This is a genomic window from Clostridium sp. 1001283B150225_161107_B6, from assembly GCF_015556325.1.
Classification (GTDB): Bacteria; Bacillota; Clostridia; order Lachnospirales; family Lachnospiraceae; genus Enterocloster.
Genome location: NZ_JADNMD010000010.1, coordinates 71211 through 86108, shown reverse-complemented (window position 1 = coordinate 86108; position 14898 = coordinate 71211). Strand labels below are relative to the sequence as shown.

Below are 14898 nucleotides of genomic sequence, written 5' to 3'. Positions count from 1 at the left end.
TTCATTCAGCTCAGATTAGCCCGGTCCAGATTAGTTAAGCTCAGAGGGAACCTGAATCTCTCCTGATATGACTTTCTGCTTCAGCTCATCAAGCTGCGCCAGGATATCGTCTGAGACCTTGATATTGCTGCCCTCCACCGTCACGTCCACGCCTCCGTCGCTGAGTCCCAGCATCTGGTTCTCTCCTGTGTAGGTATCCTCCACAATACTGGTAATTGCATGGTATGCACAGGAATCCAGCTTCTTAAGCATGCTTGCCATGATGTAGTCCGGTGCAATGCTGTTCTGGTTTAAATTCACGCCCATGGCAACAAATCCTTTTTCCTCAGCAGCCTGGAACATGCCCATTCCCGAAGCGCCGGCTGCGTGGAAGATAACGTCGGCCCCCTTCTCCACAAAGGTATTGGCAATGGTCTTGGCGGTGGTGGGGTCATTGAAGCCGCCTGCATAATCCACAAGTACCTTCATCTCCGGTTCAACATACTCGGCTCCTGCCTTGTAGCCTGCTGCGAAGCGGTTGATAAGGGGATTATCCACGCCGCCGATGAATCCGATGGTCTTTCCGTCCCCCACCTTGCCGTCTGTCTTTTCCTGTTTTGCCAGGGCTGCCAGGGCGCCTGCAAGAAATGCTCCCTCCTGCTCCTTACAGGAATAGGAGGCCACATTGGAGAGGTCGGACGTGGCGTCTAACAGGGCAAACCGCTGCTCCGGATATGTGGAGGCCACATTGGTCAGGGCGTCCACCTGCTCCGCTCCCACACAGATGATTAAATCGTAATCCCCGGATGCAGCCATCTCATCCTGGATGATTTCCTCATCTGACACAGACTTTGGCTCCACTTCGTCGTAGGTGATTCCGTAATCCGCGGCAGCCTTCTTTACACCTTCCAGGGCCAGGTCGTTAAATGAGTTTCCGCCCAGTCCCGCTTCCGTGAAAATGATTCCTATGTGGGCGCCTCCTCCGGAAGCATTTCCAGCGCCATCTGCTGCTTTGGCCTCCTGGGAAGTCTGTTTCTTTCCTGCGTCTGACGTTTCAGCAGATGAACCGCACCCCATCACTGTACTGCCTGCAATTCCCGCTGCCACACATAATGCTGCCCACTGTCTGATTCTTTTCTTCATCATGTTCCCCTCCACTTTTATACCTGTTTTATTTTAGTATATATATGTTTCTTAACTTGTTTAACAAGTTATCTAAAATGTAGCATGTTTTATTATATTTGTAAATCCCAATTTTATGTTTGCCTATAGAATCGTTAGATTTTGCCAAAATCAACTGATTGTTTCTGTCTATATCTCCTATATGTTTTTCCTGTTTCTTACTTTTTAGCTTTTTATGCTGCACAACGCAGAAAACCGGATGGTTCTCATCCATTGAGAACCATCCGGCCGGCTGATGGAATATATGTAATGTCCATACAGACAAAAAACAGGTACCGGTTCATATTTCTCTTCCCCGATACCTGCTTTTTGTTTTTCTGCTCTCTTTACTCTGTTCTTTTGGATTTCCTTTACATATACGTTCTGTTTATTTTCACCTTTCATTATCAAGTACATTTTAATGATACTTTCTCGTCATATCATTATAAATGTTCCCGTTCCTTGATAATCTACTTGGTATTTGAAAATATAACCGGATTCGTATTGTATCAGTTTCCTTTATGAACATTTCATCAGGCAGATTACTTATTCTTTGTTTTCTATATAATCATCTGATTATATGAAAACTAAAAAACACTTTCTGGTGGTCTGTACCTCCTTCTTTGTATTTCGTTCTTTTTGATAGTTTTAGTATACTCAAAAGGAGGTCATTTGTCAATACTTTTTTGAATTTATTTTGATTTTAATAGTTTATTTCGTATATATTGTATAAATTTTTAGTTTTTTCATGACAGTTTGATAAATCTATACACTATCCGTCAACCGCTTTCTGCATCCTACTCTCCCACTACCCTGTAAGTCTCCTCCACAATGCGCTCCATGGCATTGAGAATATTCTCATAGCCGGTACAGCGGCAGAGGTGTCCGGATATCAGCTTTTTCAGTTCCTCCCGGTTGTACTTCCTGCCCGTACCCACAATCTCCACCGCGGACATGATAAGTCCGGGAGTACAGAATCCGCACTGCACGGCTGCCTCCTCTATGAAGGCTTTCTGGATGGGACTCAGTTCGCCGTCCGGCCCCTTCAGGCCTTCCACGGTCATAATGCTCTTGCCGTCCGCCCACATGGACAAATAAATACAGGAATCAATGGCTTCCCCGTTTACAAGGACCGTGCATGCCCCGCATTCACCTACCTCACATCCCTTTTTTACGGATGTAAAGCCAAGGCGGCGAAGGGTATCCAGAAGGGATTCCCTGTCGTCCACAGCTGTCTCCTGTTCTTTTCCATTAATCTTAAGCCTGATTACTTTAAGCATCTGTCTTACCTCCTGCCAGTGTGATGGATGTCTTAAGGGCGCGCCTGGCCAGCTCTCCTATAAGCTGAAGACGGAACTCCCTGCTGGCCCTCCAGGATGTACGCGGATTTACCTGGGCCAGGGCCTTTTCAGCAAACAGGTCATAGATGGATGCATCTGACACCTGTTTACCCCGAAGGGCCTCCTCCGCCTCATGGCAGCGCACCGGAGTGGGGGCCGCCACGCCGTAAGCCAGCCGCACATCCTCCAGAACTGTTTTGTCAGGGGACAGCTTCACCCTTACCGCACATCCAAGGGTTGCGATTTCCATGGCTTTGCGCTTGCCGTATTTAATATAATGACCTTCCCATCCCTCATAATTTTCCCTGGTTATCTTAAATGCAGTGCAGATTTCATTCTGTTTCCTGACCGTACGTCCGGGACCTGTATAAAATTCCGTCACCGGCAGCTCCCGTACCCCCTTGGGCCCCTTTAACACCACCATGGCATTGAGGGCGCACATGGTGGAGGCAGAGTCCGCAGAGGTGGCTCCGTTGCAGATATTCCCTCCAATGGTGGCCGTATTCCTTACCTGCGGACCGCCCACCTGGTCTACCGCCTCTCCCAGCATGTTCAGGTGCTTCTTTATAATGGGGTCATTGGTCAGATGTGAAAAGGAGGTTGCCGGCCGGATGATGATGGTCCCGTCCTCCTCCAGGCTGACGCCCTTTAATTCCGGTATATTGTGGATGGATACCAGACTCCTGCCCGCATCCTTTCCCTCTCTGACCCGTATGAGCACATCCGTTCCGCCGCTGATAACCTGGGACTGGGGGTCCGCAGTGAGGGCAGCAATGGCATCCTCCACTGAATTTGCTTCGTAAAATGACTTGATATCAAACATGATGACTCTCCTTTATCCTTACCTGCCGTACTATATCAGCCGCTGTCCAAGCCAGCTCTATATCAGGCCCTTTGCCTGAAATGCCTCTATGAGCCTCTGAGGCGTCATGGGAATGGTATCCATGGCAGCTCCCGTGGCATGGAGCACTGCATTGCGCAGGGCAGGCGCCACCGGGATGGCCGGCGGTTCGCCCAGGGACTTATTTCCATAAGGGCCGGTTGGGTCCTCCAGCTGGATGAACTTCACATGCAGGTCCGGCGTATCCATGGCTGTGGGAATCTTATAATCCAGCAGGTTGTCGTTCAGGGGCCTGCCTGCGTCATTATATAGGAATTCCTCCGACAGGCCGTATCCCAGGCCCATGGACATGCCGCCGTGTACCTGCGCTTCCGCCAATTTAGGATTAATCAGCATACCGGAATCATGGACATTCACAATGTCCTTTACCGTCACCTGTCCCAAGGGCATATCCACTTCCACCTCCACAAAGCAGCAGCCGGATGAAAATGAGTTGTCCCTGCACTGGTTTGTAACCTCTGCTGTAATATGCTCAGAGCGCTCCAGGGAGTAAAAGGCGGTAAGCGCCAGAGTCTCCATGTCCAGAAGCTCTTTTCCCGTGGCTTTTTCCACTATATGGTCGCGGACCACATCCAGTTCTTTTGCAGGGCGGCCCTCCAGCATAAAGCTGGCATAATCCAGAATCCGGGCCTTCAGCTGCCGGGCACACTTTTTAACAGCCATGCCGGTCACATAGGTCTGGCGGGATGCATATGCGCCTGTGTCAAAGGGCGCTGTATCCGTATCCTGGGTGGATACAATATATACCTTCTCAAAGGAGATTCCCGTTGTCTCTGCCGCCATCTGGCTGAACACAGTGTCTGCGCCCTGCCCTATTTCCGTGGCCCCCAGCTGCAGCTGCATGGAACCGTCCTGGTTCAGTATCATCCTTGCGGAGGCAGTCTCCAGGGAAATGGGGTATACGCCTGTCTTATAACAGAAGATTGCCATTCCCACTCCCCGTCTCACGGGACCTGTCTGGTTGGCATAAGCCCTGCGCTTCTCCTCCCAGCCAATGTACTTCGCTCCTTCCTCCATACACTTCTTAAGCCCGTAGGAATGGAAGGTAATGCCATTGGCCGGGTCCACGAATCCTTCTCCCATGCAGTTCTTCATGCGGAAGTCCAGAGGGTCTGCGCCGATAGCCCGGCACACATCATCGGTCAGGCATTCCGATAAAAAGGCTGCCTGCGGAATGCCGTATCCCCTCATGGCCCCGGCGGTGGCAGTGGAAGTCCATACCGTGTAGCAGTCAATTTCCGCTCCCAGCAGGTCCTGGTAAATATCCTTGAAAACATTGCCGCAGTTGGCACAAATGGCGTGGCCATGGGAAGCATAGCCGCCGTTATTGGCATAGGCCTCCAGCTTCCTGGCAAGCATCCTCCCGTCCTTTGTGGCAAGGGCCCTGCACTTTCCGTCAATGGCATGGCGGGTCCTGGTCCCGTAGATGGTTTCCTCCCTGCTGATTTCCAGGCGGACCGGACGTCCTCCCACCACGGTGGTCAGATAGGCATTTAAGGGCTCATAAAGCACATCCTGCTTATTGCCGAAGCCGCCGCCGATATAGGGCTTGATAACCCTTATCTTTCCAATGGGCATACCCAGGGCCTGGGAAATAACCCTGCGGACAATATGGGGAATCTGGGTGGAGGATGTGACTGTTACCTTGCCGCCCGGCTCCTGGTATGCCCAGGATACGGGCAGTTCAATGTGGCAGTGGGAAATGCGCGGAGTGTGGTACTCCCGGTCCAGGACCACCAGATTCTCCTTTCCGTACGTTTCCTCCGCCGCCCGGAGTCCTTCCTCAAAGGTAAAATCCTTTGGTCCCATGGTGAGGTGGGAATGGACAATTACATTATCCTTTCTCAGGTCAGGGTGCAGGGGCGTGGCATCCTCTGCCATGGCCTGCTCCACTGTGACCATTGGCCTGTATTCCTCGTATTCCACTTTGATGAGACGGACCGCCTGCTGGCAGGCCACATCATCTATGGCAATAACCGCCGCAATATCATCCCCATAGAGCCTGACCCGCTGGTTCAGAAGCTTTCTGTCCCCGATATCCTGGTGGGCAGCCTCCACGCTCCACGGATGGCCTGCTGTGGGAAACTGGTAATCCGGCACATCAAAACAGGTGACTATCTTAACGACTCCCGGCACCTTAAGGGCGTCCTCAAGGTCAAACCTCTTAACCAGTCCATTGGCAATGGTGGAATGGACCACCCTGGCGCACAGGCAGTCCCTGGGTTCCAAATCCGATGTATACTTTGCCTCTCCTGTGACCTTTCCATAGGCGTCAACACGGGCAACGCCTTTTCCTACTATATTATTCATCACAAATCCGTCCTCTTTTCCATTTTCCTGCCTCTTTAGAGGGCCAGCTTCCATATAGCTATCAATATAGAAAATACAGCAATGCCTTTTTTCAGAAGAATCTGATTAATCTTAACCGCATTCCTGCTTCCGAATACAACTCCTATGCCGTGGAACACAAGGGCCGCCCCCATCACAGGCAGGATGTCGGTTATGGAACACTGCATCATGTATCCGATGCAGGCAGGTATGCCGATAAACACCGAGTTAAAGAGGGCCACCCCCACCGCGGTCCTGATACCGATACCCAGGACCACCAAAAGGGGCATGACCAGCACCGGCCCTCCTGCTCCTGACAGGGAGCACACTGCACCGGTTGCAAATCCAAGAATCAGGGTGGCTGCCAGATGCTCTGAGATAACATATCCCTTATTCCCTGCCTCCTGGCTCTTATCCTTGCGAAGCAGAATGGAAATACCGGACAGGAGGACCACCACATACAGGATAATCTTTACAGTGGATTCCGGAATGATGAGGTTTAACTTCACTCCCAGGACAGCGCCTGCAAGGCTCCCCAGGCTGAGACGGATGCCGAATGGGACATCCAGGTTTCCCGCCTTGTTATAATTCACAGAGCCCAGCGCTCCTGACACAATGAATGCCGCAAAGCTCAGGGCCAGCCCCTCCGTCACACCCATTCCCAGGGGACCTGTATACACAATGGGAAGCAGGAAACCCGCCACCCCCGTAAGTCCTACAAACGCGCCAACTACCAGGTTCGCTGCCATAACAATCATCCAGAATACCATGAACCAGTTTTCCTCCTTGAAATATCTTTATATAATCATTTATAATGTGACTGCATTGTCTTCCATATACTTCCTGGACTCGTACATAATCCGCTCCTCATCCAGTGACAGGACCTCCCTGTCCTTCATGAGAATCCGGCCGCCTACAATCATATCCTCCACATCACCGGCATTTACACATTCAAACAGTGTGTGAAGCTTGTTTCCGGTTGGGCACAGATGGGGCTGGTCCATATTGATGCTGATGATATCAGCCTTGTATCCGGCCTCCAGACGGCCCAGGTTTCCTTCCTCATTCAGAGCTGCCGCCCCGCCTTCCAGAACAATTTTAAGGATTGTCTCAGCCGGCATCACCTTGGGATTTCCATTGGGAACACCGTGGTATATATTCATGACAGAGCGGAATATCTTCATCTCATTCCAAAGGCTTAAGCCACCGTGGGCTGCTCCGTCCGAGCCCAGGCCCACCGGGATTCCCATTTCCAGAAGCTGGGGTGTATCCGGCACTGCCTTGCCGCAGTTGCTGAAAGGACAGTGGCAGGTCTTTACGCCCCGCTCCATTACCAGGGATTTTTCCTGCTCAGAAAGTATCAGGCTGTGTGCCCCCAGGAAGTTGCTTCCCAGCACATGCATTTTTTCCAGATATTCATAGGGGCGCATTCCCTCACGGTCCACAATACCGTTGATTTCGCCCATGTACTCGTTCATATGGGCCTGAAGCATGGTTCCCCGCTCCCTGGCCCTCTCTGCTTCCAGCTCTACCAGCCGGCCGGAACAGGAATTCAGTGCGCGGAGGGAATAGTAGACCTTAAGGTTTCCCTTTCCATGAAACCTGTCGTAGAGGGAATCCGTGCGTTTTACCGCCTCCTCTGCATCCATGGCAATGGACTGGGGAAGTCCCTCCTCATCCATGGTGGAGTAGGACAGGGCCCCGCGAAGGCCGCTTTCCTCATAGACGGACGCCGCTGTCTCCATATGGTAGCTGCCTGCGTCAACGAATCCCGCGGTACCGCATTTTATCATCTCCAGGGCAGCTGCCTGGGCGCAGAGACGCATCTTATCCGGGGTCAGCGTACTCTCAAAGGGCAGCATGATTCTGGTCCAGATAATGGGCTTTGCATCCAGCACCAGCCCCTTTAACAGCTGCTGTCCTGTATGCATATGGCTGTCAATCAGACCCGGCATGAACAGCTTGCCTTTTCCGCTGATTGTCTCGGCGGCCTGATACTTTTTCCACAGCTCCCTGCCGGTTTCCAGTATCCTTCCCCCTGAAACCGCCATATCCACATGCTCCTCCAATTGGTCATGCTTTATCAACAGGGAACCGTCTTTTATTAACAAATCACATGTCTGCATCTTATCTTCTCCTTTTCAATTGGACGGCCTGCCGGGTATCAAAACCCGCCGTCTCTTCATGCTGTCAGATAACGCCTGCCAGGCTAAGAAGCATCTGGTCCCAGAGGCAGGAGCCAAGAAACGTACCTGTCATGACGAAAATACCCACTATCAGTATCTTCCAGCCCTGGCTGATAAATGTCTTTAACTGGTCGCTGATGGCCAGGCCGGCAAATGCTCCAACCATGGTAAAAGGAGCTGTAAAATTGATGTTGGAGGCTGCCTGAATCACAAAGTCCCTGACCGGTGAAATGGGGGACGCGGACAGCAGTCCTATGATGGAGCAGTAAGCCACAATGGGAAGCTTCAGGGGGAGCACCTTTGTAAGGAACACCGCCACCATGGATATTGCAATCAGTACCGCCAGTCCGGGAAGGGAATCCGTGATTCCTACCCCGTAGCCAATCAGATTGGCAAGGCCCGTTCCGCATGCCGCCAATACAAACAATACAAGCCATTCTATGTATCTCATACCGTCTCCTCCTTAATATCCCTGCCCTCTTTGTTCTTTAGGGCAAAACGTCCCAGCTTTGGTTCCAGAATCGTATATAATTTGTCTGTCATTGGTATTGCTATAAACATGGTGATATACATACCTGTGATTCCGGCAATGGTTTCACCCACACTGGCCATGGCTGAAATGGTATCGGTCCATTCCGGGTAAATGGCGCACAGGCTGGCGCTTGAGCTGGCCATCATAATGCCGGCGCCCACGCCGGACCCCAGTCCCAATGCCTGCGGATGGAACCACCCCGTCATTCCCACCACCGAGGCCATAAGCCCAAAGTAGATGGTGCCCACCATACCGCCCACGATGTAGATGGAAAGGCTTCCTCTCGCCTCTGCCGAATCAGGGCCGTAGATGTTGTTAATCAATGCCATGTGGTACTCCCTGTTGATGGAATGACAGGAGCCGATGGCTTCCCGCTTCATGCCCAGAAGGATTGCAACGGGCAGTGCCAGGAGCGGCCCCAGGAGATTCCCAAACCCATGGAGCAGAAGAACCGGACCGGACTGAAGAATGGTGTCGATGTTCGCACCTGCCGTAATCCCCAGTTTGGCGATAAAGGGGCATATACCCACCACCACCAGTTTTGAAGCCGCCTTTACGTGTCTGTTATCCACGATTTTAAGTACCTGCGGCCCGCTTAATACCCCCAGAATAATTGCATAGAAAATCGGGAACAGGATAAACATTCCTTTCCCCACCGGAATCTTAATCTGCCCGATATTATCCGCTATGAGGATAAATCCAAATGCCAGGGCGTAAATCTTCCATTCCAGCGCAAACCGTTCCCTAAGGGAACCATACACATATGTTTCTTTCTTGCCGCTCATAAGAGCCCCTCCTTTCCAGCCGGCTTTATTTTCATTTATTTTTACCCCAGCCGGCTGTTACAATCACCTTGTATTGAATATTTTAGACAAAATCTTATGATTAAAAAAGGACAAATGAGCACTTTTAACAAGAAAATCCATTGATTTTAAGAAATGTAAGATGATATACTTACAATTGATAAAATAAGACTGATTGAAGCGGAGAATACAAATGACACTGACAGAACTGGAAGCGGCCGTGCCCGCTCTGAAAGAATATACAAAGAATATGCCGGAGGATATCCGGAGCCGCTGTACCGTAAGGACCCATGCAGCAGGCTCCATTATCCACCAGAAAAATATGGAATTGGAGTATTTTGGAATTGTGGCAAAGGGTGAAAACCGCGTCATCAATGAATTTGAAAATGGAAATGTCTATATGATTGAGAGCAACAAGGCCATTGATTTCATCGGTGAGGTCACGATTCTGGCCGGAATGAGCCGCACCTCCGTAACCATAGAGGCCGTAACCGACAACGTTGTGGCCTACATAAGCCGCAAGGACGCCGAGCGCTGGCTGGCCTCCGACATGAACATACTGCACCTGACTGCCCGCCACACCGCATTCAAGCTCTACCGTTCTTCTTATAACAACGGGGCCAAGCTGTTTTACCCGCCCTCTTATCTTCTGCTGGATTATATGGTGAAGTACGGCCGCCAGAGCGGCATGGAGTCATCCCGGCCCCCAAAGACCATCACCGTGCTGCGCACCCGCCAGATGCTGCAGGAAGAAATCGGCGTCAACGTAAAGACCCTGAACCGGACCATACGGCAGCTGAAGGAGGAGGGATTTTTTTCATTGTGCAAGGGGAAGATAACCTTTACCAGGGAACAGTATGGGATGGCCATGGAATGGCTGGAGGCGGCGAAGGATAAATAATGGGGCGGCTTCTGCCGCTATGAAAATAGATGCCCAGATTAGTCATTAGTAGCGCATAGAAAAACCACCCTTAAACTTTGGCAGGTGTCAGGGTGGTGTTTTCTACTTCCTTCACAGGTCAAACCACTTATGGGCGGTTGTTCCCTTTTATATTTATATCATAGCAGATTCCAGAAAGTTATTCAAGATTTTTTCAATATGCAGTTTCAGCTTACCTAGCCAGTACAGCGTATGCAGTTTGCGGTGGATGCAGGCAATGCCGGTTTTCCCGCCATATAATCCCAGGAAATCAACCAATGTTTCCCCGTCTCTTTCTGATATAATGGCAGAATGTTACTGATACTCTAATTAAGTTCAGGAGAATTGCCTTATGAATCAGACATCATCCCTTTCCCCGGTAACAGAAGACTATGGCGCTGCCCAGATACAGATACTGGAGGGGCTGGAGGCAGTGCGCAAACGCCCCAGCATGTACATCGGCAGCACCTCTTCCCAGGGGCTTCACCACATGGTTTACGAAATCGTGGACAATGCCGTTGATGAGGCCCTGGCAGGCCACTGTACCTCCATCCAGGTGTACCTGAACGCGGACGGTTCCGTAACCGTCCGTGACAATGGACGGGGTATTCCGGCAGGAATCCAGACCAAAACCGGTCTTTCCGCCATCCAGGTGGTATTCACGGTTCTCCATGCCGGCGGAAAATTTGATGACAGCAGCTATAAGGTATCAGGCGGCCTTCACGGTGTCGGTGCTTCTGTGGTCAATGCGCTTTCTTCCCAGCTGCATGTACAGGTGGACCAGGATGGTTTCTCATACTCCCAGTCTTATGAACAGGGCATACCCGTAACCCCGGTAAAACAACTGGGCCCGTGCAGTCCCCGGAGTCATGGCACCACGGTGACATTTATGCCGGACCAGGATATTTTCCCATCCATTGCCTGGGACAGGGATGTTCTGGAGGAAAGGCTGCGCGAAACTGCCTTCCTGACCCAGGGCCTGGAAATATCCCTGTATGATTTGCGGCCGGATTCCGGCAGCGGGGCATCAAATCCAAAATCCCCCTGGTCCTGCACCTTCTGCTTCCAGAACGGACTTAAGGACTTTGTATCCTGGCTGAGCCAGGATGATGACCCCCTTTATACGGGAATCATTTCCGGCCATCATGAGACAGACAGCGTGCAGGCAGAATTTGCCCTGGTACACAATTCCTCTTACGGGGAACAGCTCTTAAGCTTTGCCAATAACATTTCCACACCCGAAGGCGGCACCCACGTAACAGGATTCCGCCAGGCACTGTCCAGGGCGGTCAATGACTATGCCAGGAATGCAAAGCTTCTGAAAGACACGGATTCTTCCCTGAGCCGTGATGAGCTCTCCGAGGGGCTGACCGCTGTCCTAAGCGTCCGCCTTCAGGACGCCCAGTTTGAAGGCCAGACAAAACAAAAGCTGGGAAGCAGCCATGTACGCCCGGTGGTGGAGCAAATGGTGTATACGCGCCTCACCCTGTTCCTGGAACAGAATCCCGCAGCGGCCAAAGCCATCTGTGACAAGGCGCTTTTAGCCAGGAAGGCCAGAACCGCTGCCAGGACTGCCAGGGAGATGGCCCGCCGTAAAACCGCATTGTCCGGACTCTCCCTTCCCGGCAAGCTGGCGGACTGTTCCAGCAAAAATCCCGGTGAATGCGAGCTGTTCATTGTGGAAGGCGACTCAGCCGGCGGTTCCGCCAAGCTGGCCAGATGCCGCGAAAACCAGGCAGTGCTCCCTCTCCGGGGCAAGATACTCAACGTGGAGAAGGCATCCCTGGACAGAATCAGTACCAATGCAGAAATCAAGGCCATGATTTCCGCCTTCGGCACAGGCGTGCTGGACACCTTCTCCCTTGAAAACCTGCGGTACAGCAAAATCATCCTTATGACGGATGCAGATGTGGACGGAGCCCATATCACCACCCTTTTGCTGACATTCCTCTTCCGTTTCATGCCAAAGCTTATTGAGGAGGGACACGTATTTTTGGCCAGGCCCCCTCTTTACCGGGTAGAAAAAGGAAAGAAACTCTGGTATGCTTATAGTGACAGCGAGCTGGCGCAGACCTTAAACGACATCCAGCGGGACGGCACCTGCAAAATACAGCGCTACAAAGGCCTGGGTGAAATGGATGCCGGACAGCTATGGGAAACCACCATGGACCCTTCCAGGCGTACGCTCCTGCGTGTCACCATTGATGACATGGATATGTACGATGAAACCTGCCAGACCTTCTCCATCCTTATGGGCGATGAAGTGGAGCCCCGGAAAAATTTCATTCTGGAACATGCGCAGTACATTTCCATGCTGGATATCTGATAAAGGGGGATATTTTGCTTTGAACCGGGATGATTTGCAGCTTTTTATGACCATATTGGAAGAAAATAACCTTATAAAGGCAGCGGAGCAGCTCTATCTCTCTCCCTCTACAGCCGGGTCCAGGCTGAGGGCCATGGAGGAGGAGCTTGGCTACCCGCTTTTTGAACGCAGAAAGGGAGTCAGGTCCGCCCTTCCCACATCCAGGGGGCTGGCCTTTTCCCATGTTGCAGCCCAGATGCTGGCCCTTTGGAATGAAGCGGACCAGATAGGAGGCATGAGCGATTCCCCCTGCCTGACCATTGCCACGGTAGACAGCTTCCTGGACTACAACCTGACGCCATTTTACAGGGAACTTATTTCCCTCCACGGCTTTTCACTGGATATTAAGTGTTATCCCGCGGATATGATTTATTCCCTTGTCAGCAGCAAACAGGCCGACGTGGGATTTGCCCTCTATGACATCAGCACCCCTCATGTAAATGCAGCGCCTCTGTCAGAGGATGACATGGTGCTGGTCATTCCAGAAAGCTCCGGGCTGGTGCCTCCGGATATTTCCCCTGCATCACCGGTTCACCCTTCCTCACTTCCGCCCCACAGAGAGCTGCTGACCGGTTCTCCCGCCAACAGCAACATTGGATGGGGCCCCCAGTTCAAGCTGTGGCATGACCGGTATATCAGGCCCGGCAGCCGTCCCCTTGTGACAGCCACCAGTATTTCCATTCTCAATGATTTTCTGGAGGCAGAGGATTATTGGACCATCATGCCCTCCACCACTGCCATCGGATTAAAAAGGCAGTATCCCATACGGATACTGCCTCTGTCACCTGCGCCGCCCCGGCGCACGCTCTATATGCTGAAACACAATTCTCCTTCCAGAATATCGCTGGAAAACATGACTCTCTTTACAGAACTTCTGAAGGAGTATCTCCACAGGAAACAGGCTGCGGCAATTCAATCATAGCTGTTCTCCACAGTCTTTACCATCACATAGTTTACAAGTTTCTGTCCCTTCCGCTCCGCCTGCTGCTCCCTCACTGCCTTATATCCCCTTTTCTCAAAAAAGGGACGGGCCGTGATGGAGGCGTGGACTGTGAACCGCAGCGGGGAAGGAAACGGTTCCCCGCCGCCAGCCATATGCTTCTGGTTTTGCATCCATTGGTCCTTCTCCCACTGTTCCAGACAATCACATATGGCGGTGGCCACTCCCTGCCCCTGGTAATCCCGGTGCACATACAGACGGTCCAGGTAGCCGTTTCCGTCCATATCGCCGAAACCCACGATTCTCTCTCCGTCCACAGCCACAATGGTCTCATGCTCCGTAAACGACCGGTTCCAGGCCTCTATGTCCACATTTCCGTCTGCCCAGGCGTTTAACTGTGCTTGCGTGTAGTCCCGACTGTTTACTGAGTGGATTGTATCGTAAAACAGCCGGGCCATTTCCGGGCAGTCAAAACTGCGGTATTTTCTTAACTTCATGTTTGTCCGCCTTCTTTCACCAAATGGTTTACCCGTTCATTCAGCCCCGTCCCGGTACAGTACTAAATGCCGAATACATGTCTGCAAAATTCCAGCGCACCCTTTGCATCCCTGTCCAGTGCTTCCTCTGAAAGGTCCGGTACCATATCTCTCCATACCTTTATCTCAGAGCCAATGGTTCCTCCCTGCATAACAAACGGCTCCATAACAGCAGCTCCCTGATAATTTATATCCCGGAGCGCCTGTCCTATCTCCGCCCATGGCAGGCTGCCTTTCCCCGGCACCAGACGGTTCTGTTCTCCCAGATGAAGATGTCCCAGCCTGTCTCCTGCTCTGCGGATTGCATCGGCCATATTGGTCTCTTCGATATTCATATGGAAGGTATCCAGCATAATCTTTACATGGCTGCTTCCAATCTCATCCACGAAGTCAACCGCCTCTTCACATGTATTGAGAATATAACCCTCGTAGCGGTTCAGCACCTCCATGCCGAGAACCACATCACATTCCTCTGCTGTCTTAGCCAGTTCCTTCAGATTTCTGACAGCCCTTGCCCGGTCTCCCTGCTTGTCATTATTGATGGTAAAATCCACCGGCCAGTAGGAGTACAGTCCGCCTCCCAGAATATGGATATCCATCAGCTGCAGCTTTGGAAGCAGGTCCTTAAAAAATGTCATGGCGCGCCTCACTGCCTCAGGATCTTCAGAACACAGGTTTTCCGCTTTGGTAGGTCCGTAGCCGGCCGTGAGAATCAGCCCCTTTTCCCTGGCATATTCCCGCAGTTCAATCAGCTGCTCCCTGGTTGTGTATACATCCCTGAGCGCTGCGCAGGAGATTTCCAGCACATCAAACCCCAATGCAGATACCTTATCCATGTACTTCTTATAGTCAGCAAACCATTCTCTTGTCCAATAAGCAAAATAAATACCGTATTTCATCCCATTACC

General features: G+C 51.6%; 13 protein-coding genes. 3 read left to right on the top strand and 10 right to left on the bottom strand.

The genetic code is table 11. The features are described from left to right. Positions 1–30: 30 nt before the first annotated feature. The 8 genes from I2H39_RS20520 to I2H39_RS20485 all read right to left on the bottom strand — a co-directional run bounded on the left by I2H39_RS20520 (position 31) and on the right by I2H39_RS20485 (position 9212). Entirely contained in the window at positions 31–1125 is a 1095-nt protein-coding gene (locus I2H39_RS20520; protein WP_195627406.1) for a BMP family ABC transporter substrate-binding protein, read from the bottom strand. A gap of 812 nt (positions 1126–1937) precedes the next feature. Further along, positions 1938–2420: a xanthine dehydrogenase subunit XdhC gene (gene xdhC, locus I2H39_RS20515; RefSeq protein ID WP_195627405.1), complete on the bottom strand. Its 483-nt coding sequence runs from the start codon at positions 2418–2420 to the stop codon at positions 1938–1940. Further along, complete coding sequence (xdhB, locus tag I2H39_RS20510; RefSeq protein ID WP_195627404.1) at positions 2413–3303, bottom strand: xanthine dehydrogenase subunit XdhB; 891 nt, start codon at positions 3301–3303, stop codon at positions 2413–2415. The genes xdhC and xdhB overlap by 8 nt, the downstream gene beginning before the upstream one ends. 57 nt (positions 3304–3360) lie before the next feature. Continuing rightward, positions 3361–5691 carry a xanthine dehydrogenase subunit XdhA gene (xdhA, locus tag I2H39_RS20505; RefSeq protein WP_138306457.1) on the bottom strand — a complete coding sequence of 777 codons (2331 nt, stop codon included), beginning with the start codon at positions 5689–5691 and terminating at the stop codon, positions 3361–3363. A gap of 35 nt (positions 5692–5726) precedes the next feature. Beyond that, entirely contained in the window at positions 5727–6479 is a 753-nt protein-coding gene (locus I2H39_RS20500) for a sulfite exporter TauE/SafE family protein (protein WP_138306456.1), read from the bottom strand. Between the two features lie 39 nt (positions 6480–6518). Beyond that, positions 6519–7835: an amidohydrolase family protein gene (locus I2H39_RS20495; protein ID WP_138306455.1), complete on the bottom strand. Its 1317-nt coding sequence runs from the start codon at positions 7833–7835 to the stop codon at positions 6519–6521. Positions 7836–7899: 64 nt separating this feature from the next. Continuing rightward, entirely contained in the window at positions 7900–8346 is a 447-nt protein-coding gene (locus I2H39_RS20490; protein WP_138306454.1) for a hypothetical protein, read from the bottom strand. Continuing rightward, a complete protein-coding gene (locus I2H39_RS20485; RefSeq protein ID WP_138306453.1) occupies positions 8343–9212 on the bottom strand; it encodes a DUF3100 domain-containing protein in 870 nt (289 codons plus the stop codon). Before I2H39_RS20485 ends, I2H39_RS20490 begins: the two co-directional genes overlap by 4 nt. Before the next feature lie 211 nt (positions 9213–9423). On the opposite strand from I2H39_RS20485, the gene I2H39_RS20480 reads away from it, so the two are divergent. The 3 genes from I2H39_RS20480 to I2H39_RS20470 all read left to right on the top strand — a co-directional run bounded on the left by I2H39_RS20480 (position 9424) and on the right by I2H39_RS20470 (position 13436). Then, positions 9424–10131 carry a Crp/Fnr family transcriptional regulator gene (locus I2H39_RS20480; protein WP_195627403.1) on the top strand — a complete coding sequence of 236 codons (708 nt, stop codon included), beginning with the start codon at positions 9424–9426 and terminating at the stop codon, positions 10129–10131. Between the two features lie 370 nt (positions 10132–10501). After that, positions 10502–12475: a DNA topoisomerase (ATP-hydrolyzing) subunit B gene (gene gyrB / locus I2H39_RS20475; RefSeq protein WP_138306450.1), complete on the top strand. Its 1974-nt coding sequence runs from the start codon at positions 10502–10504 to the stop codon at positions 12473–12475. 19 nt (positions 12476–12494) lie between these two features. Further along, on the top strand, positions 12495–13436 hold the full coding sequence (locus I2H39_RS20470; protein ID WP_138306449.1) for a LysR family transcriptional regulator: 942 nt from the start codon (positions 12495–12497) through the stop codon (positions 13434–13436). Here the strand turns inward: I2H39_RS20470 and I2H39_RS20465 are convergent. Together I2H39_RS20465 and I2H39_RS20460 are read right to left on the bottom strand one after the other, a co-directional pair. Then, a complete protein-coding gene (locus I2H39_RS20465) occupies positions 13427–13951 on the bottom strand; it encodes a GNAT family N-acetyltransferase (protein ID WP_138306448.1) in 525 nt (174 codons plus the stop codon). The genes I2H39_RS20470 and I2H39_RS20465 overlap by 10 nt on opposite strands. A 62-nt stretch (positions 13952–14013) precedes the next feature. Continuing rightward, positions 14014–14889 carry a sugar phosphate isomerase/epimerase family protein gene (locus I2H39_RS20460; RefSeq protein WP_195627402.1) on the bottom strand — a complete coding sequence of 292 codons (876 nt, stop codon included), beginning with the start codon at positions 14887–14889 and terminating at the stop codon, positions 14014–14016. Positions 14890–14898 lie beyond the last annotated feature (9 nt).

Coding starts and splice junctions, on each gene's coding strand:
- I2H39_RS20520 (WP_195627406.1), bottom strand. CDS start 1,125: ATGATGAAGAAAAGAATCAGACAGTGGGCAGCATTATGTGTGGCAGCG.
- xdhC (WP_195627405.1), bottom strand. CDS start 2,420: ATGCTTAAAGTAATCAGGCTTAAGATTAATGGAAAAGAACAGGAGACA.
- xdhB (WP_195627404.1), bottom strand. CDS start 3,303: ATGTTTGATATCAAGTCATTTTACGAAGCAAATTCAGTGGAGGATGCC.
- xdhA (WP_138306457.1), bottom strand. CDS start 5,691: ATGAATAATATAGTAGGAAAAGGCGTTGCCCGTGTTGACGCCTATGGA.
- I2H39_RS20500 (WP_138306456.1), bottom strand. CDS start 6,479: ATGGTATTCTGGATGATTGTTATGGCAGCGAACCTGGTAGTTGGCGCG.
- I2H39_RS20495 (WP_138306455.1), bottom strand. CDS start 7,835: ATGCAGACATGTGATTTGTTAATAAAAGACGGTTCCCTGTTGATAAAG.
- I2H39_RS20490 (WP_138306454.1), bottom strand. CDS start 8,346: ATGAGATACATAGAATGGCTTGTATTGTTTGTATTGGCGGCATGCGGA.
- I2H39_RS20485 (WP_138306453.1), bottom strand. CDS start 9,212: ATGAGCGGCAAGAAAGAAACATATGTGTATGGTTCCCTTAGGGAACGG.
- I2H39_RS20480 (WP_195627403.1), top strand. CDS start 9,424: ATGACACTGACAGAACTGGAAGCGGCCGTGCCCGCTCTGAAAGAATAT.
- gyrB (WP_138306450.1), top strand. CDS start 10,502: ATGAATCAGACATCATCCCTTTCCCCGGTAACAGAAGACTATGGCGCT.
- I2H39_RS20465 (WP_138306448.1), bottom strand. CDS start 13,951: ATGAAGTTAAGAAAATACCGCAGTTTTGACTGCCCGGAAATGGCCCGG.
- I2H39_RS20460 (WP_195627402.1), bottom strand. CDS start 14,889: ATGAAATACGGTATTTATTTTGCTTATTGGACAAGAGAATGGTTTGCT.